Source organism: Methanobrevibacter sp. (assembly GCF_015062985.1).
Taxonomy (GTDB): domain Archaea; phylum Methanobacteriota; class Methanobacteria; order Methanobacteriales; family Methanobacteriaceae; genus Methanocatella.
This window is the reverse complement of the sequence record NZ_SUTI01000009.1, coordinates 65,654-84,324: the sequence shown is the minus strand read 5'-3', so window position 1 is coordinate 84,324 and position 18,671 is coordinate 65,654. Positions and strand designations below refer to the sequence as shown.

Annotated in this window: 20 protein-coding genes; 13 read left to right on the top strand and 7 right to left on the bottom strand. The window is 33.8% G+C overall.

The genetic code is table 11. The annotated features are described in order from the left end of the window. Both E7Z77_RS05830 and E7Z77_RS05825 read left to right on the top strand, forming a co-directional pair. A partial coding sequence (locus tag E7Z77_RS05830; RefSeq protein ID WP_292751314.1) for a nickel-dependent hydrogenase large subunit occupies positions 1 to 611 on the top strand: 611 nt, incomplete at its 5' end. Positions 612 to 631: 20 nt separating this feature from the next. Next, a complete protein-coding gene (locus E7Z77_RS05825) occupies positions 632 to 1,867 on the top strand; it encodes a 4Fe-4S binding protein (protein WP_292751311.1) in 1,236 nt (411 codons plus the stop codon). A gap of 45 nt (positions 1,868 to 1,912) precedes the next feature. On the opposite strand, the gene pyrC is transcribed toward E7Z77_RS05825, so the two are convergent. Next, a complete protein-coding gene (gene pyrC / locus E7Z77_RS05820; protein ID WP_292751309.1) occupies positions 1,913 to 3,169 on the bottom strand; it encodes a dihydroorotase in 1,257 nt (418 codons plus the stop codon). Between the two features lie 91 nt (positions 3,170 to 3,260). Between pyrC and E7Z77_RS05815 the strand changes: the two genes are divergently transcribed. Then, complete coding sequence (locus E7Z77_RS05815; protein WP_292751306.1) at positions 3,261 to 4,346, top strand: nucleotidyltransferase family protein; 1,086 nt, start codon at positions 3,261 to 3,263, stop codon at positions 4,344 to 4,346. Here the strand turns inward: E7Z77_RS05815 and E7Z77_RS05810 are convergent. Both E7Z77_RS05810 and E7Z77_RS05805 read right to left on the bottom strand, forming a co-directional pair. Next, positions 4,335 to 5,375, bottom strand: coding sequence for a hypothetical protein (locus E7Z77_RS05810; RefSeq protein ID WP_292751303.1), 1,041 nt, complete (start codon positions 5,373 to 5,375; stop codon positions 4,335 to 4,337). The two genes, E7Z77_RS05815 and E7Z77_RS05810, sit on opposite strands and share 12 nt — an antisense overlap. 74 nt (positions 5,376 to 5,449) lie before the next feature. Continuing rightward, a complete protein-coding gene (locus E7Z77_RS05805; RefSeq protein ID WP_292751300.1) occupies positions 5,450 to 5,677 on the bottom strand; it encodes a KEOPS complex subunit Pcc1 in 228 nt (75 codons plus the stop codon). Positions 5,678 to 5,874: 197 nt separating this feature from the next. Between E7Z77_RS05805 and rplJ the strand changes: the two genes are divergently transcribed. The 3 genes from rplJ (at position 5,875) to mfnA (ending at position 10,031) form a co-directional block, all read left to right on the top strand. After that, on the top strand, positions 5,875 to 6,357 hold the full coding sequence (gene rplJ / locus E7Z77_RS05800) for a 50S ribosomal protein L16 (RefSeq protein ID WP_292751298.1): 483 nt from the start codon (positions 5,875 to 5,877) through the stop codon (positions 6,355 to 6,357). 182 nt (positions 6,358 to 6,539) lie between these two features. Continuing rightward, entirely contained in the window at positions 6,540 to 8,816 is a 2,277-nt protein-coding gene (ppsA, locus tag E7Z77_RS05795; RefSeq protein WP_292751295.1) for a phosphoenolpyruvate synthase, read from the top strand. A gap of 57 nt (positions 8,817 to 8,873) precedes the next feature. Beyond that, a complete protein-coding gene (mfnA, locus tag E7Z77_RS05790; protein ID WP_292751292.1) occupies positions 8,874 to 10,031 on the top strand; it encodes a tyrosine decarboxylase MfnA in 1,158 nt (385 codons plus the stop codon). A gap of 3 nt (positions 10,032 to 10,034) precedes the next feature. Here mfnA and E7Z77_RS05785 read toward each other — a convergent pair whose 3' ends face one another. From E7Z77_RS05785 to E7Z77_RS05770, 4 genes are all read right to left on the bottom strand, one after another. Next, entirely contained in the window at positions 10,035 to 10,406 is a 372-nt protein-coding gene (locus E7Z77_RS05785; RefSeq protein ID WP_292751289.1) for a dihydroneopterin aldolase family protein, read from the bottom strand. Then, positions 10,403 to 11,128, bottom strand: coding sequence for a class E sortase (locus E7Z77_RS05780; protein ID WP_292751287.1), 726 nt, complete (start codon positions 11,126 to 11,128; stop codon positions 10,403 to 10,405). The genes E7Z77_RS05785 and E7Z77_RS05780 overlap by 4 nt, the downstream gene beginning before the upstream one ends. 37 nt (positions 11,129 to 11,165) lie before the next feature. Beyond that, complete coding sequence (locus E7Z77_RS05775; RefSeq protein WP_292751284.1) at positions 11,166 to 12,335, bottom strand: DUF515 domain-containing protein; 1,170 nt, start codon at positions 12,333 to 12,335, stop codon at positions 11,166 to 11,168. A 62-nt stretch (positions 12,336 to 12,397) separates the two neighbouring features. Next, entirely contained in the window at positions 12,398 to 13,093 is a 696-nt protein-coding gene (locus E7Z77_RS05770) for an archaetidylserine synthase (protein ID WP_292751281.1), read from the bottom strand. A 407-nt stretch (positions 13,094 to 13,500) separates the two neighbouring features. On the opposite strand from E7Z77_RS05770, the gene E7Z77_RS05765 reads away from it, so the two are divergent. From E7Z77_RS05765 to E7Z77_RS05735, 7 genes are all read left to right on the top strand, one after another. Beyond that, the gene (locus tag E7Z77_RS05765; RefSeq protein ID WP_292751278.1) at positions 13,501 to 14,139 is read left to right on the top strand and encodes a hypothetical protein; all 639 of its coding nucleotides are present in this window, start codon (positions 13,501 to 13,503) and stop codon (positions 14,137 to 14,139) included. Between the two features lie 2 nt (positions 14,140 to 14,141). Further along, positions 14,142 to 15,215 (top strand): rod shape-determining protein, encoded by a 1,074-nt coding sequence (locus E7Z77_RS05760; protein ID WP_292751275.1) that lies wholly within the window; start codon positions 14,142 to 14,144, stop codon positions 15,213 to 15,215. 44 nt (positions 15,216 to 15,259) lie between these two features. After that, positions 15,260 to 15,874, top strand: a complete 615-nt coding sequence (gene rnhB / locus E7Z77_RS05755; protein ID WP_292751272.1) for a ribonuclease HII — start codon at positions 15,260 to 15,262, stop codon at positions 15,872 to 15,874. 94 nt (positions 15,875 to 15,968) lie between these two features. Further along, positions 15,969 to 16,808, top strand: coding sequence for a MotA/TolQ/ExbB proton channel family protein (locus tag E7Z77_RS05750; RefSeq protein WP_292751269.1), 840 nt, complete (start codon positions 15,969 to 15,971; stop codon positions 16,806 to 16,808). Between the two features lie 8 nt (positions 16,809 to 16,816). Further along, positions 16,817 to 17,230 carry a biopolymer transporter ExbD gene (locus E7Z77_RS05745; protein ID WP_292751266.1) on the top strand — a complete coding sequence of 138 codons (414 nt, stop codon included), beginning with the start codon at positions 16,817 to 16,819 and terminating at the stop codon, positions 17,228 to 17,230. Between the two features lie 13 nt (positions 17,231 to 17,243). Then, positions 17,244 to 17,870, top strand: a complete 627-nt coding sequence (locus E7Z77_RS05740; RefSeq protein WP_292751263.1) for an IMP cyclohydrolase — start codon at positions 17,244 to 17,246, stop codon at positions 17,868 to 17,870. Positions 17,871 to 17,895: 25 nt separating this feature from the next. After that, positions 17,896 to 18,669: a coenzyme F420-0:L-glutamate ligase gene (locus E7Z77_RS05735; protein WP_292751260.1), complete on the top strand. Its 774-nt coding sequence runs from the start codon at positions 17,896 to 17,898 to the stop codon at positions 18,667 to 18,669. Positions 18,670 to 18,671 lie beyond the last annotated feature (2 nt).

Here is an 18,671-nt window from a genome sequence, read left to right as displayed (position 1 = left end):
CCTGGTTAAAATTCCCTTACATTAAAGAAATGGGATACCCAGAAGGTATTTACAGAGTTGCACCATTATCTAGGATCAATGTTTGTGACCAAATGCCTAAAGAAGCACCTCTTGCTCAAGAAGCTCTTAACGCTTTCCGTGATGCATTTGGATACGCTCAAGCACCATTATTATTCAACTATGCTAGACTCATCGAATTGTTAGCATCCGCTGAATGTGCTGCAGCAGCTTTAGAAGAAGATTTATCAGGTAAAAAATTCCCTGATGAATTAGAAAGAACTGAAGGTGAAGGTGTAGGTATTGTAGAAGCTCCACGTGGTACTTTAATCCACCATTACAAATCTGATGACAATGGACAAACTTCTTACGCTAACATTGTTGTAGCTACAATCCAAAACAACCCAGCTATGGAAATGGGTATTCACCAAGTTGCTAAAGACTACATCAAACCTGGTGTAGAAGTAGATGATAAAATCTTCAACTTAATGGAAATGGTTATCAGAGCTTACGATCCATGTTTATCTTGTGCTACCCACTCAATGGATAGTCAAATGAGATTAGCTGAAGTAGATATTGTAGACAGTGAAGGAAACCTCATTAAAAAATTCTAAGTTTAAGGGGGTTTTTATAAATGATTGTATTTAATGAAGATGGCTGTATAAAATGTGGTGCTTGTGAAGGTACTTGTCCTACATCAGCTATTGATGTAACACCTGACTCTATTATTCACTGTGACACTTGTGGTGAAGAACCTAAATGTGCTGACGTTTGTCCTACAGGTGCATTAAAAACAGAAGATTACGAAATTGCTGAAGGAATTACCCAAGTAAGATTAGTATTCAACTCTGTATTATGTGACTCCTGTGGAAAATGTGAAGAAGTCTGCCCACAAGAAACTCTTAAAGTCACCGGTGAAAAATTAAAAGAAGTTGAAGGTTTCTGTGTAATGTGTCAAAAATGTGTTGACATTTGCCCAGTTGATGTAATCGGTGTTCCTGGTATTAAAGAACCTGCAGAATATGACTTAGATCTCAAAGGCAAAGGTCCAGTATACATCAACGATTGTGTTGGATGTGGAACTTGTGTTGAACCTTGTCCTGTAGGCGCTATTACTCTTGAAGAAGTAGGAAGCCCAATTACAGTAAATGACGATTGTATTAGATGCGGATTATGTTCACAAACTTGTCCTTGGAATGCAATTTTCATTTCAGAAAAAGTACCTGTCAAACGTTCAAAAGAAATTACTTCATTTACCTTTGATTCAGCTAAATGTATTGGATGTAACACTTGTGTAGAAGCTTGTCCTGGTGATTTCATTTCTGCTAACAGTGCTAGTTTAACTGTTGCAATTCCTAGCGTATGTGCTGCATGTGGTTTATGTGTAAAACTTTGTCCTGTTGATGCATTAGACATCGAAATTGAATGGGGTGAAGGTGCACCTGTAGATGCAGAAGGTATTGGAAGAGACGCAGAAAAATGTGATTTCATTGGTGCATGTGCAAACAAATGTCCTACTGAAGCTATTCGTGTAGTTACCAAAACTGGTATGTCCTGCCCAGCTTTAGTAGAAACTGATGGTGAACCATCCTTTGTAAGCTGTATTAGATGTGGAGCATGTGCTTCAGTTTGTTCTAACGATGCATTAAAAGTTGAACAATATGAAGTTACTATTGATGGCGAAGCTGTCATGAGAGACAGAATTGCATTCAACCCATCTAAATGTGATCAATGTGGTGACTGTATAGAAGCTTGTCCTTACGACATGATTCATAAAACAGAAAATCCTAAATTACCAATTGCAGGATTCTGTACTTTATGTGGTCAATGTATACAAGCTTGTCCGGAAGACGCTTTATGTTACAAATAGGTGTGTTAACACACCTCTATTTTTCTTTTTTTTAAAAAAAATTAATTATAATTTATTCATTACTGTTTTTCCATTGACTATTGTCATTACTGGCATGCCGACATATTCCCAACCGTCAAATGGAGAGTATTCTGCTTTTGTTTTAAATTCACTAATGTCGAATTTGCCTTCTTGTTTCAAGTCGATTACTGTAAAATCAGCATCTTTTCCGATTTCTATTTTTCCTTTATTCTTAAGATTATAAACTTTAGCAGCATTTTCAGAAAAGATTTTCGGTATTATGCTCAAGTCAACATTTCCCCTGTTCACTTCTGTTAAAATTAATGGAACTACTGTTTCCAGGTTAGGTATTCCAGGAGATGAATCCCAAACTCCTTTTGCCTTATCCTCTAATGTGTGTGGAGCATGGTCTGTTCCGATTACTGAAAATTCATCCAAGTCGCTTAGGGTAACATTTTCCCCTTTAGGTCTTAGGGGAGGATTTGTTTTTATGAATGTGCCATATGTATTGTAAGCATCATTTTCAAGCAACAGGTGATGAGGTGTAAATTCCCAGGATATAGGCATATTTTTGCTTGCATTTTTTGCCAGATCAAGTGATTTAATTGAGCTTAGATGGCAAATATGAAGCTTTAAATCATTTTTTCCTGCAAGTTCAATTGCCTGTTTTACGGATTCGTCTTCACTTGCAGCAGGTCTTGCATATGTATAATCGATAGCTTCATTTTTCTCTTTTTGTTTTAATCGGGAGGTTTCTTCCTCCACAATGGATTTTTTTTCGCAGTGTGTTGCAACAAGGCCGCTGTATGAGGTAGTGTCTTTCAAAGCGGATAAGTCTTTGAATATGTTTTCCAAGCTTTCATCACTTTCCAAATCCATGAATATTTTAAATGATATGGGATTAAGTTCCATCATTTTTTGCATCTCTTTAAGGGTGCTGGTTCCGGCCTGGAGTTCAAAATTGACAACTGATTTATTTTTTGCAATTTCAATTTTTTCTTTGAGCGCCTTGTAGGTGTTGGTTTTCGGGATGGTGTTTGGCATATCTATAACTGTGGTGAAACCCCCATTTGCCGCACTTAAACTTCCTGTCTTAAAATCTTCTTTTTGAGTTAATCCAGGATCTCTGAAATGTATGTGGGGGTCGATAAAGCCGGGCATGATGTAGTTGCATTTAATGTCAATTGTCTCATCGCCATTAAGGGGTGTTTTTGAGATGTCTGCAATCTTTCCCTGCTCTACTTTTATATAATATTCACCAAGCCTGTCAACCAGTCTGCAATTTTTAATTACTAAATCCATTGTTAATCTCCCTAAGTTTATAGTTTCATTTATGTTTTTTCATATTTTTAAATCATAAGTTTTTTTTAAGTTAAGATTTATATTTATTCTCATGTCTAAAGTTTCGGATATTCTTAGCAGAGATATGAAATTATTTTATGATGATTTGGATATGGATTTTGCAAATTCTGATGAAACTTCTGATGATACTTTGGTAGCGGATTTCACTGAATACAATCCTTTACATAACGGTCATTTTCATTGCATGAAAACTGCAAAACATATGTTTCCTGACTCGTTATTTGTAGCTGTTGTGCCGGGCCTATTTGAAAGGAGTGGTAGAGGTATTCCATATATACTGCCAAGGGAAGTTAGGGCAGAAATTGCAATTTCTGTTGGTGCGGATGTTGTAGTTGAAGGTCCTCCAATGGGGATTATGGGATCCGGCCAGTATTCATTATGCCTTTGTAAGATGTTTAAAGCTTTGAATACCACATATATACCAAGGGGATATAAGCCGGTCGAAGGATTTGACGAAATACTTAAAAGAATTAATTCGGGTCATCATATCGCTCCAAAGCCTTACAAGATTATAGATAAAACAACCAATGAAGTACTACTAAGGGATAAGCTTGAAGAGGATAATTATGTAATCACTTCCTTTTCAAATTCTTTAAGCAAAATAGGCTTCGACTATAAAAATAAATTTATTTTCGTCAAAAGAATTGAAGGCGTGAGCGGAACACTTATTCGTGAAAGTATTTTAAATGATAATTTTGATGAAGTCACCGATATGATGCCGTCAAAGACTATTGAAGTATTGAAAAGAGAAATAAGCAATAACTCCATAATTTATGGGATAAGAGATGTTGATTCCATTTTGGATACTGCGAATAATTACAGCCTTGAAGAATTGTCATCCTTAAATCTGTTCAATGAAAAACTGGCCAAAAATATTGTTGACAATGGGCCTTATGATAATCTGGAAGATCTGGAAAAATCAATATTATATGGATTTTCATCTCATTTCCATCAAAGGGTGTTGAGCATTTTGGAAAATCCGATTCCTAAAAAAATAGTTTCACAATATATAGAAAAGTATCCTGCAAACATAAGGATATTGGATTATAAAAATGATGAGGCTTTAGAAAAATTTATAAAAAAAGTAAATAATGAAAATATTTCATTATTTAGTTAAAATTGTATTAATAACATTTTGAGGATTTTTAAGAGCAATAATTGCATCCAAAAATGTTGGGTAAGTTGAACTTAACATGAATAAGTAAATTATGTAATATATCACTATTAATATTACAATAATCAATATGATTGTTAAGAAAACATCAATTATTCCCATAGGCTCTTTTTCATCCTGGTAATCTAGATTATGGATGTTCTTGTCAAAATCTTCTTCTTCAATAACATCTTTGTTTTTCTTCCTTCTGAGAAGACCTTTCTTATTGGAAGATTCTTGCTGTTCTTTTAAAATTTCAGCTCTAATTCTTGCTTCCATTTCTTCAGGAGTTTCTTGTCTTGGAGGTTCCTGTTTAGGAGCTTTCTTTTTGCCAGGAATTGCTTGTTCTTCAGCTTTTGTTTTTCTAGGAGCGTATTCTCTTCTGGTTAAAGAACCGAATTGAGCTTCATCTTTTGCTAATTGTTCATTTAATGGAACATCTTCTTCATCAAAGTATAAATCATCAAGATATCTTTCATATTTGTCTTCTAAAGTTTGGGCGGAATTGATTTCTTCAGGTTGGTAGCTATGATCAGGATAAATGTAGTCTTCATCATCATTTTGGACAGCAATTTCCTCTTTTGAATCAATTTCATTTTGTGTAATTTGAGGGGTTTCTTCAGTTTTTTGAGATGGTTCATCTAAATAAGATGATTCAAGCCCTCCACTATATTGGATATTGCTTTTAATGTTATATGGTGAGTCTTCACTAATTCCGCTATGTATCGGTTCTTGGACTATTTCTTCTTGAGGGGCATAAGGTGTTTCAAAATCAATGTCTTCATTTTGTGGTTCGTAAATATTTTCATCACTTTCCTGTGAAATAGGCTCTTTATCTTCTCTATGGTCTATTTCAAGGCCAACAATCTTTTCTAAACAGTCTTTACAGTAAACTTTTTTAGCAATTTCCAAACCACATTCTTTACAAATTGATTTTCCACAAATAGCACATTCATCTGTGCTTTCCCTATCAGGATGATAATGACATTCCATAAATTACACGCTCTTAATGATTTATTTAATAATATAAGTTAATATTTCTTTTTTTATTTATATAAAAGTTTGTCTTAATGAGTATTTTCTATAATTTTTTCAACAACAATTTCTGATGAAATTAAATCATCAACTGTTGATAAAAATGTTCCCAATGAGTCATTATTGATGGAGTATGTTATTTTATTGTCTTTCAATTCAGATTTCAGATAGTTTTTGTTATCAATTTCCAATGAATTGAATACTAGGTTGGCCGCATCACTATCCGTATAGTTTAAGCATAATTTTCCTTTGATTTTCATTATTTCACTTTTATGATTTTTCAGTTATTTTTTCTTATAATATGGTAACATTTATTAATGACTTAATTAATATATTTAAGTATTCTATCTTTACGATATATAATTTTTATATAGCTGTTATTGGAAATTAATTTTTATATAGCTATTATTCAATTAAAACATGAATTTAATGTTATGTTTATTTCGGAGGAATTATAATGGTTCGTGCTTATACAAGAAAAGAGTATATTAGAAAAAACCCAAATTCAAGAATCGTACAATATGATATGGGTAACTTAAGAGATGAATTCCCAGTATCTGTAAGTTTAGCTGTTAAAAAACCAACCCAAATTAGACACAATTCTTTAGAAGCTGCTAGGGTTGCTTCTAACAGATTAATGCAAAGAGCTGCAGGTAGGATGGGTTACCACTTAAAATTAAGAGTATATCCTCACCAAATTGTAAGAGAAAACCCAATGGCGACCGGTGCAGGTGCGGATAGGGTTCAAAGCGGTATGAGAAATGCTTTCGGTAAACCTATTAGCGTTGAAGCTGTCGTTAAAAAAGATCAAAGAATAATCACTATTGATTGTCAAGAAAGACACTTTGAACAAGCAAAAGTTGCATTAAAAAGAGCAGGCATGAAAATGCCAGTTCCATGTAAAATTGTTGTTGACAAAGGTGCAGAATTAATTAAATAGATTTTTTAATTAATTTCTTTTTTTACTCTTTTTTTTAATAATTTTCTTTTTTTTATCAAAATTCTATTTTTTATAATTAAATATTTAAACTTTGAAATTTAAATTAAAGTATAATATTGACTATCTTTTCTGATTAGGATATTGTCAATGTATTAATATTTCAAGCCAAGAGGTTATATTTCATGTATGTTATAAAATTTGAGGATTTAAGTAAATCCGATATAGGAATTGCAGGCGGAAAAGGTGCTAATTTGGGTGAATTGACTCAAGCAGGTATTCCAGTACCGCCAGGTTTTGTAGTGACTGCACAAGCTTATGAGAAATTCATGGACGAGGCTGGAATTAATGATAAGGTCATGAGTATTCTTGATGAAATTGACATTAATGATACTAAAGCTCTTCAAGCTGCTGCTGAAGAAATCAAAAACATGATTAAAGAATCTTCCATTCCGGAAGATATGGTTTTATTAATTCGTGAAGCTTATAATCAACTTTGCCAAAGAGTTGGTGAAGACGATACTGATGTAGCTATCAGATCTTCAGCTACTGCAGAAGATTTGCCTGAAGCTTCATTTGCAGGTCAGCAAGATACATTTTTACACGTTGCTGGTGATGATGAAGTAATTGAATATATCAGAAGATGCTGGGCTTCCTTATTTGAAGCAAGAGCTATTTTCTACAGGGAAGAAAATAACTTTGAACATTCCAAAGTATACATTGCAGTAGTTGTCCAAAAAATGGCAAATGCTGATAAGGCTGGCGTAATGTTTACCGTAAACCCATCCACTGGTGAAGAAATTGCTTTAATTGAAGGATCATGGGGATTAGGTGAATCAGTAGTGTCCGGTGATGTAACTCCTGATAATTATCAAGTTGATAAAAAGGACAATGAAATAATCAATGTTACTATCAGTGATAAAAAAGTAATGTACACTAATGATGAAAACGGAACCAGTATTAAAGTAGATGTTCCTGAAGATAAAAGGAAAGAAAGAGTATTGTCTGATGAAGAGCTCATTGAATTAACCGAAATGGGTAAAAGAGTCCAAGCTCACTACGGTGAACCAATGGATACTGAATGGGCTTTTGAAAATGGTCATTTATTCTTATTACAAGCAAGACCTATCACTACTTTAGGAGATTCTGTAGAAGAATCCAAAGATTCATCTTCAGATTTAGGTGATGTTCTTGTTAGAGGTCTTGGAGCAAGTCCTGGAATGGCTTCCGGTAAAGTTAAAATTGTTTTCGACATTGATGAGTTAGACAAAATTAAAGACGGCGACATTATGGTCACCACTATGACCACTCCTGACATGGTTCCTGCTATGAGAAGAGCAAGCGGTATTGTAACCGATGAAGGAGGAGTAACTTGTCACGCATCTATTATTTCACGTGAACTTGGAATTCCTTGTGTTGTAGGTACAGGAGATGCTACAAGCACATTAAAAGAAAATTCCGGCGTTACTTTAGACGGTAAAAAAGGATTAGTATTTGAAGGAATTTCAGAAACTAAAGAAGAAGCTGCTCCTGTTGCAGTTAGTGCTGCTGAAGCTCCAATTATTACTGTAACTGAAGTTAAAGCTAATGTAAGTATGCCTGAAGCTGCTGAAAAAGCAGCTGCAACCGGTGCTGATGGTGTAGGTCTTTTAAGAACTGAACATTTAATGTTAACCTCAGGTGTTCACCCTGGCAAATTCATCGCTGATGGAAGAGAAGATGAATTGATTGATACTATTGCAGATAATGTTATGATTGTAGCAGATGCATTCTATCCAAAACCAGTATGGTATAGAACATTAGATGCTCCAACAGACGAATTCATCACATTGGAAGGTGGAGAAAACGAACCTAGGGAACACAACCCAATGCTTGGTTGGAGAGGTATCAGAAGAGAACTTGACCAACCTGAAATCCTTAAATGTGAATTTAAAGCTATTAAAAAGTTACATGAAAAAGGATATACAAACATTGGTATCATGATTCCTTTATCACAAAGTCCTGAAGAACTTAAACAGGCTAAAGCACTTTGTTCTGAAGTTGGCTTTGAACCACACAAAGATGTTGATTTCGGAATGATGGTTGAAATTCCTGCAGCTGCAATCATGATTGATGAATATATTAAAGTTGGAATAGACTTCGTAAGTTTAGGAACCAACGATTTAACCCAATATACTCTTGCAGTTGACAGAAACAACGAGTTCGTAGCAAAACACTATACTGAAGAGCACCCTGCAGTAATGAAATTAATTGAAAGAACAATTAGAAAATGTGCTGAAGCAGGTGTTAAATGCAGTATTTGTGGTCAAGCTGGTAGTGTACCTCACATTGTTGAAAAACTTGTTGAATATGGAATTACAAGTGTATCTTCAAATACTGACGCTATTGCTGATGTGAGGAAAACTGTCGCACGTGCTGAACAAAAAATTATTCTCGACGCCGCTCGTAAACGTTTAGAATAATTTTCTTTTCTTTTTTTTATTTTATTTTTATCAAATTATGTTAAATTAGGTTATTTTATGAATGATAAACCGATGGCTGAAGAAAAAATTTTAAAAGAGTTATCTGAATTCCATCAATTGGATTACGATTATTCCGATGGCAAAATCCTTGGTTCAATGTGCACTGAAGCACATCCTTTTGCGAAAAAAGTTTATTATGACTTTTTAGATACAAATTTAGGAGATCCTGGACTTTTTAAAGGTACAAAACTTATTGAAGATAAGGTTATTAAAGCTATTGGTGAATTATTGTCTATTGAAAATCCATATGGTCATATTGTAACCGGAGGTACCGAAGCTAATCTGATGGCTATCAGGGCCGCCAGAAATCATGCCAGAAAATATAAGGGTATTGTCAATGGTGAAATTATCATTCCGGAATCAGCTCATTTTTCATTTAAAAAAGCAGCAGACATGTTAAATTTGAAAATTGTTGAAGCCGAGTTGGATGATAATTATAAGATAGATGTGGATTCTGTTAAAAGTTTAGTTTCAGATAAAACTGTTGCCATTGTTGCAATTGCCGGAACAACTGAATTAGGTTTAATTGATCCAATTGAAGAAATTTCCGAAATTGCACTGGAACATAATATCTATTTCCATGTTGATGCGGCATTTGGCGGTTTTTCAATTCCATTTTTAAGGGAAATGGGATATGATTTGCCTGTTTTTGATTTTTCACTTCCTGGCGTATGTTCTATCACGGTTGATCCTCATAAAATGGGTTTTGCCCCTATTCCTGCAGGAGGAATTCTTTTTAGAAAAGAGGAATATTTGGAAGTCATGGCTATAGATTCCCCGTATCTAACCATCAAATCACAGTCAACTATTGTTGGGACTCGTTCAGGCGCATCCTCTGCAGCCACTTATGCAATCATGAATTATTTTGGTAAGGAAGGCTACCAGAAAATCGTTAAAGATTTGATGGACAATACAATATTTTTCAAGGAAAGCTTGGAAAGCATTGGCTATGAGGTTATATGCGAGCCGGAATTAAATATTGTGGCATTTAACCATCCAAATATTGAAGCAAAAAAATTGGCAAAAAAATTAGAAGAATTCGGATGGAAGGTTTCTGTTGCCAAATGTCCTGTGGCAATTAGAATTGTTTTAATGAATCATGTTAAAAGAATTCATTTAAAAAAATTGTTAGAAGATTTAAAAGTAATATTCTAACTTTTAATCTTCAATATTTTCAACATACATTAAAGGATAGTTTAGTTCTTCAATGAACTCTATTCTTATAACCGCTTTTACGTTTTCTACTTTTGTATATATTCTAACATCCAGCATATCACCATTGAGTGAGGTATAGTCAAATTCAGTCATTGATTCTTCAAGTTTGTCGAATCTGATTTTAACTTCAACGTCCTCGATTGCAGGCTGCAGTTTCAAAGAGTCTTCCATGCTTTTCTCTAAGCCCTCTTTGGTATTCTTGTTGACGGGTGTTCCAACGAATTGGTGGAATAATGCACCCATGCTTATTGCACCTTCGAAAATTGCCCTTTCTCTTGAGGTAATGTTAGAAAAATATTTTTCATCCACGTTCAATTAAATGACCCTCCGTTTAAAAATGATATTTTATCATATATTAGTTCAGATGGTATAGGATTGAGGCAGAAATAGAACAGTAATGCGGATATTATCAGCACTGTTACTAAAATGTAAATCCTATTGTCTTTTGGATATAAGAAACTGAATATAAGTCCAATAATTAGAAATGCCGCAGTTATCATAAGTGCATTTGATTCTTGAGGGTTATCACTAATGATCTGATTATTTATAGGGCTTTGATTTGAGGCTTCCCCTTCTATAATTAATCTATTTTCAGTTGAACCGATTGGATCGCATGTTATCAGATAAATTTTTGAAGCACCTTCAAACTCTGCAGAGTAGGTTGCAGGCACGATTTTACTATTTGTTACAGTGTATTCTATTTCTCCAATTCCCGGCCATTCCAGAAGTAATTTGTCTCCAGCAGAAAGCTCATTTAATCTTAAAAATGGAGAACCTTGAAGGGTTCTATGGCCGTATAGTACAATTGGTCCTTCCAATGGGACTTTTTCTGGAGGATCAATCAAAACACCTTGATTCAGTGATTCAAAATTGATTTTTTCATTGACACCAATTTTAGGTATTGATATGACGGGGGAGTCAACATTTTTTTCAGTAACTATTTTTGTTGAGAAGTAGTTTACTTCCCCAGCTGCATATAGACCTATAATCAGTATACAAATTATAACTATTATAGTTGAAATTCTAGGTTTATTCATAATAGTCATTTTGTCATATCTAATATAATAATATTATTCAATTTTGGTATGTTGAGTTGATTTCATTAATCATCCAATCAGGGGCATGGTTTGTCGGTATTGTTAATACGATGTTATCCATATTGTTCAGGACATAATCCACTTTGTCTTGAGGAGTTTCAATTAAAAGCATATACTGGGCATCCAAATCCCCTAAATTAATTTGCCGCTCATAATTTGATAATTTCACTCCATAACCTTCTAACATTTTAAATGTTTCCTTTTCATCATAACCATTAAGTATGGATCCTTTGATAAGCTCCAATACATCCGATGAGAATTCCTTTGTATTTTCATGAGGGTTAGTGTTATTCCCCTTAACTATTGTGTTTGATTTGGAATATTCAGAATCAATTTCTCCATTTTCTTCATATCTCATTATTGATAAAACTGTACATCCGCTTATGTCCGGACTGGAATTTGTGGAAGAACCACTTTCATTCGTATAATTGTTGTTTGTGTAGATGTCTACGATGCTGCCTACGCTAATAAGTCCCGCTCCGGCCTGCAATCTTGAAACCATAATGGGTACTGATACTGTGTTCGGTTCTTCAAATTTAATTTTAGACAACACTTCCGCTGAATTTTCATTAACGATTTTCATTGCTTTGTTCATGGGAAGAATAACATTTTTGCTTTCATTGGAGTATACTATCATTGTCCTGTTGTACTTGTCATGATTTGAATTGATGGATTTTTTATGAAATGATTTCCAATCTTTTGTTGCGGGAGTCATAATGTCTATTTGTTCGACTTCATGAGGATTATTGGCATCTTTAATTTTACTTTCCAGGAAAAATTCGTGGGGAGATGTTGTTAATGCACCGCAATACAGATCATGCAGCTCATTAAGCTTTGTTGTCTTTGCAAGTGTCAATTCTTCCTGATAGGGTTCGTAAATTATAAAATAATATGCTGAACTGATCAATGTCACCAGTATTAATGTGGTAATTATCACTCCAATTTTCTTCTTTTTTTCATCATCAGTTATTTCAACTGAATTGGGATGTAGATAAATTCCAATTTTATGATTCAGTCGTTTTAAAAGTGTCAATTCCTCATCTTTTTTACTTGGTTTCGGATAATTTTCAGAAATCTGTTTTTTCAGCTCTTCTGTTTCTTCAAAACCTCTTGGGTATAATGGATCTCTTGGTTTTTTATTATTCATTATTTATACTCCTAATTTTAATAATCAAGATGGTTAATTTAATTAATAGGAGTATGGGGTTCTCATTTTTTAATTAAATTAATTATTAGGTAGTATAGGCAGAATAATAGCAATAAAAATGCAGGAATATTGACATTGAATAGTGTGATGTTAATTTGAAGGATTAGTAATAGGATAAGTATGCATGATATGGCGATTAACGGCATATTGTCAAATTTCGGATATCTGATGTTACTTATCATAATTAATGAAACAATTATGCTTAGTATTATTGCAATGTATGAATTAAATAATCCGCTCAGGTAAAATGAAGCAATTATTAGGGATATTCCTGGAATTGGAAATCCTATAAAGTCGCTTGTTTCAATCTTCCCGGCAATTACATTATATCTTGTTAATCTTAATATTCCGCAGATGACAATTAATAAGCTGGTTAATATTACTATTATTTGAAATATGCTTGGGGTGGTGTTAATGCATGTATAAAGAAATATTGATGGTGCAACTCCAAATGAAACAATATCTGATAATGAATCGATATTTTTCCCAAAGCCTAGTTCATCTTGTCTATTTATTTTACGTGCTACCCAACCATCTGTTGAGTCGAATATGATTGCAATAATCATTAGAATTGCAGCCATGTGAAAATCCTTGTTTATGGAACATATTATGGCCAGAAATCCTGAACTCATATTCAATAATGATATGAAATCTGAAATTGCTATAAAATTTTTCATATTCGTATCCTTAATATTCATATTCAAACTCCACTATTAGATTTAATTTTATTTCTTATTAATTTTATCTTTTTTTTCACTTTATTCTCATCTGTTCATTAATTTATTGCATAACTTCTGTTATTTTTATTTTAAATAACTTATTATTTAATTTTTAAATAATTTACTTATAGTAATTATTATGTTTTCGTTTTTATTTACTTTTTTTTGCTTTTTTTTTATTTTTAAATTATATTTTTCCATTTTTTTTAAAATGTAACCTTAAAAGATAAAATATATATAATAATATTTTTAATAAATATTAATTGTTAGACTTTAACATTCAGTTAGCCATTTCTTTAAGTTTAAATGTTAAATTTAAATTTTAAATGGAAATTAGGCGTGTTTTAGTCAAATGAACTTAGATTAATATTGATGCGAGTAATTAAATGATAGAAAATAATATACGTGTTCTTATGCAGGCTGCAAGAGCTTCACCTGATGGTCCCAGTGAAATTGAAAAAACCTGGTGTATTATTGCAGGAAACGCTGATTTAGTTGACCAGATGGCTTATAGGGCTATTGCATCTAATCACAGTGTGAAAATACTGTTTCGCGAACATGTTATATTAAAGGAAGGCAATCTTGATAAAAAATTTGATTTCATCATGCTTTATGGAAATTCCATTCTCATTGATGAATTCAAAACATATTCCCGACAATGCGGAGGGGCTTATGTTAGGGTTTTAAGAAAGTACCTTACTGATGAATCAAATTTAATGGTATTAATTGCGCCCGATGATACCATCAGAGATGTTGTATCAAAAATCGAAAAAACAAGAATGCCTTTTGCGATATTACAGGAATCGCAGACAACTGGCTTCATTGATATGAATTTAAGTGACGAAGTTAAACTACCTAATTTCATCAAATCTGCTTTAAAGCCATTTTATAATGCAAATGAAGTAGTTTTATCAACAATTTTAATTTCAGTTGAGAGAGATGAAGACATTAGGAAAGTTCAAAGTATAGCTACATCTAACAGAATTTTCGTTATAGATTTTAAAGATATTGTAACGGAGGAATAATCATGAATATTTTTGGAAGAGAAGAGGAAGAACCACAAGTTTTTGACACTAAAGTCATCAGCAATAGTTTAGGAATTGATTTAGGAACTTTAAATACTGTAATTGCAAAACCTTCAGGTGATAAATTTGATTTATACCAAATCCCATCTGTTGTAGCAGTTAAAAAAGATGATCCTTCAGAAGTTTTAGCAGTCGGTGAAGAAGCTAAAAGGATGCTTGGAAGAACTCCTGAAGATATTCTTGCAGTAAGACCTTTGAAAAAAGGAGTAATAGAAAACGTTGTTCAAGCACAAGCTTTACTAATTAAGGCTATGCAAATTGGTATTAATGAAGGGGAAAGTGTTGGAAGAATTGTCATTGGTATTCCTGGTGATGCTTCTGAAGTAGAAAAGAATGCTGCTGAAGAAATCGGTAGAAAAGCCGGTGCACAAAATATTTTGGTCATTAGTGAAGGATTAGCTGCTGCTATCGGCGCAGGTTTGCCTATTGCAGAACCTAACGGAACTATGGTTGTGGATATTGGTGCAGGTTCAACTGATGTGGTGATTATTTCTCTTGGTGGTATTAACGATATTGAAACAGTTAGATGTGGTGGAGACGATATTGATAATAGAATTGTCGAGCTTGTAGCAGAAAAATACGATGTAGCTATTGGTATTCATGATGCGGAATCTGCAAAAATAGAAGTTGGTATGGTCCAATGTTCAGAACAACTTGAAAACTTAAGTGTTGAAGTCATAGGTAAATCCTTAGAGACTAACAGGCCTAAAAAAGTTATCATTGATTCAGTGCTTGTTGCAGAGGCTGTCGAACCATATATGCAACAAATTGTCGGTGGTTTAAATTTAATATTAGAAAGATTATCTCCGGAATTAATGATGGGCGTATACAACAATGCAGTTGCAGTTGGTGGAACTTCCAGACTCCGTGGTATCAAAACCAGAATCTTTGATGAAATCGGAATTCCTATAGAAATTTCCGATGACCCAATGACTGTTGTAGCAAAAGGTACAGCTATTGTTGCTGCTGAACCACTCGCTTTAGAACCGGAAGTTCGTTTAAAAGCTATGAAATAAATAATATATTTATTTCCTTTTTTCTTTTTTTATTACTGATTTTTATGGATATTTTAGGTATAGATGAAGCTGGTAGAGGGTCTGTTTTAGGCCCTATGGTTATTGCTGGGATTATTGTTCCTGAAAAAATGGAAAAGGTCCTTGAAAGGATGGGCGTAAAGGATTCTAAAAGGCTTACTCCAAATAGACGCACTATCCTATCTCGGAAATTACGTAAAATGTTTGATTATGAAATTGTTGTAATTTCCGCTCGTGAAATCGATGAGATGAGGGCCAGTGGTATCAACCTTAATGAAATCGAAAAGAATGCAATGGAGAGTATTCTTTTAAAATTGAAGCCTGAAAAAGCTATTGTTGATGCCGTTGATGTTAAAGCTGAGAGATTTCAGGAAAACTTACGCAACGATACAGGTATTGATGTCATTGCTGAACATAAGGCTGATGACAAATATGTGGAAGTTAGTGCAGCTTCAATCATAGCAAAAGCCGAAAGGGATTTGCATATTGCTGAAATAAATAAGGAGTATATCAAACAAGGAGGCATAGGTTCCGGTTATCCTTCAGATCCCACAACAAAAAAATTTTTAGAAAATTATACCTATGATGAAATGCCCGATTTTGTTAGACGCTCTTGGGCTACTGTTTCTAAAATGAAATGACTTTTCTCTTTTTTTTAAATAATATTTAAGTATATGAATGGATAAAACTATTTTTATAAGTAAATTATTCAATGTAATTGTATAGAGGATGAAAATGATTATAGAGTTTATAATGCCTTTTATTGATGGGGTAGTCGATATTTTTACACAGGGAGGAATTATCGCATATGTAATTCTCTTCATTGGTGTTTATGGTATTATTATCGCATTAAGAAAGATTGCATATCTAAAAAAAATTAGTAAAGTAGATACAACTGAAATTTTTGGTATTGTTACAGCATCCATGGAAAGGGGCGGTGCTGTTGAAGCTTTAAAGCAAATCAACAATTATAAAAACCCTATTTCCAGGATTATTTCCGAAACTTTAAAGATAGGTTATAAAAATAAAACCGAAGTTGAGGAAAGTATGGAGCAGATTTTCATCGTTGAAGTTGCCAAAATGACCAAAGGGTTAAACACAATTAAAACAATAACTGAACTAGCTCCTTTTTTAGGTTTGATAGGTACTGTTATTGGTATTTGGATGACCTTTAAGTCATTAGGTGTTCACCCTGACTCTGCTGCGATGGCTGAAGGGATTTATGTTGCTTTAACAACTACCATCATGGGTCTTTTCGTTGCTATTGTATTATTGCCACTTTATACTTATATCCAAGGGCTCATTGAAGCTGAAATGGATAAAATTGAGCTTGCTACAAAAATGACCAACTGGGGATATGCTGTAGTTAAAGTAAGAGTGGATTCAAATGTGGAATGTGCTCTTGATGCATTGCAGGAAGCAGAAGGCGTTGTAAACACCAGATTAATTTCAGATCCTTATGCAAATATTAAGGTTTCTTTCAAACCGAGTATGTTGGATAAAAGTATTTCAAATATCATATTGGAAAAATGTAATGTTAATGCTGAAATTACTGAAAGTAAACTGAAACAATAGGTGATTATATGGCAATTGATGTTGGAAAGCATAAAAAGAAAATTTCAGATCAAAAACCAAATATCAATCTGGTTCCTTTCATTGATATTCTGTTCACTATAATGATATTTTTAGTTGTAACAAGTAACTTTTCAGCTACTGATGTTCAAACGGACGCTGCAGATGTTGCAGAGGATGCGAGTGGAAAGCCAAATGTCACTGATGTCACTGGAGACCAGGAATATTATATAGTTCCTGTGGCCAATTTGCATAAGGTTACAGTAAATGGACAAGACCGCTCAGATGCAATATCGGGCAGTGCTGTTGGTGTCCAAGCAAAAGTAATGGATGAAGGTCAAATTATTATTAAACCTGGTGAAATCGATATTAAGACTCCAAGCGGTATCTCACCAGAGCAAGCTGTTCAACGTCCACAACTTTAATTGAGGAATGAAAATGTATACAGGAAGAATTTTATCAACTGGAATGAATTGTGATGGCAAACCTTTCGTAGCATACAGAGTTTCAAGTAGGTCATTTCCTAATAGGCAATGCCTGAAGTTTGAAACCCGTTCAGCTATTGTTCCGAAGGAAGGTTTTGAAAAAGATATTTTTGAAAATCCTTATATTACATATAATTGTATTCGTATCGTTGACGATATTGCAATTGTATCCAATGGGGCTCAAACAGATGTTATAGCAGATAAAATCGCTTTAGGAATGAATATGAGAGATGCAATGGCATATTCATTGCTTACAATGGATTATGAAAAGGATGATTATAATACTCCTAGAATCGCGGCGGTTGTTTCATCTAGCGAAAACGAAGATGAATATGATTGCTATATCGGAATTGTTAATGATAAAAAAATATTGGTCGAACAGGTACCATACGGAAAAGCCGCTTTTATTTCAACATACGGCAGTCAAGTACCTGATGAAGTGGAATTTGAAGCGAAAACATCTGCTGATTCAGCTAAATTTATTTTTGATGAGGGTACATTTGCAAACTATGAAAAACCTGTAACCTCTTCAGCAGCAATTTTTGATGGAGAATGGGCTATTGATGTCTATAATCCATAATTTTTCTTTTTTTTAATTTTTTCAGATGATTATTATGAGCATTGAATTATTTGGTTTAGAGAATATTCCCATTATTGATGGGAGTAGCAATATTTCAGAAATTATTAAGGAAGCTGTTGAAAAGCAGGGCTGCAATCTCAACCATGGGGACATTGTATTGATTGCTGAAACCTTAATTTCAAAAGCGGAAGAGAACTTTATAGAACTGGATGGTTTGACCCCTTCTACCCAAGCAATGGAATTGGCTAAACAATGTAAAAAAGATCCTAAATTGGTTGAAGCCATAATACAACAATCAAATGAAATTGTGGAAGTGGGACCTAATTTCATCATCACTGAAACAATTCATGGCTTTGTATGTGCTAATGCGGGCATTGACGAGTCAAATGTTGGCGATGGTTTAGCCACCCCTATGCCTAAGGATGCAGATAAGTCTGCATTCCAAATTCGTGAATTTTTAGAAAATGAATTCGGCGTGGAAATTGCAGTTATCATTACGGATACTCAAGGAAGAGCGTTTAGATTTGGAGCTATTGGAACTGCAATAGGATGTTCTGGAATTTCACCTATCTGGAAAAGAATCGGTGAAAAGGATTTGTACGGTAGGGAATTGGAAACTACTGAAATTGCAACTTGCGATGAATTGGCATCTGCGGCATCTCTTATAATGGGTCAGGCAGATGAAGGTCTTCCGGTCGTTATCGTTCGTGGTTTTGATAGTTTTGATAAATTGAGAGATGTAAATTCAAACATCAAATCCGTTCTCATGCCAAAAGAGTTTGATGTATTTAGAAAATAAGT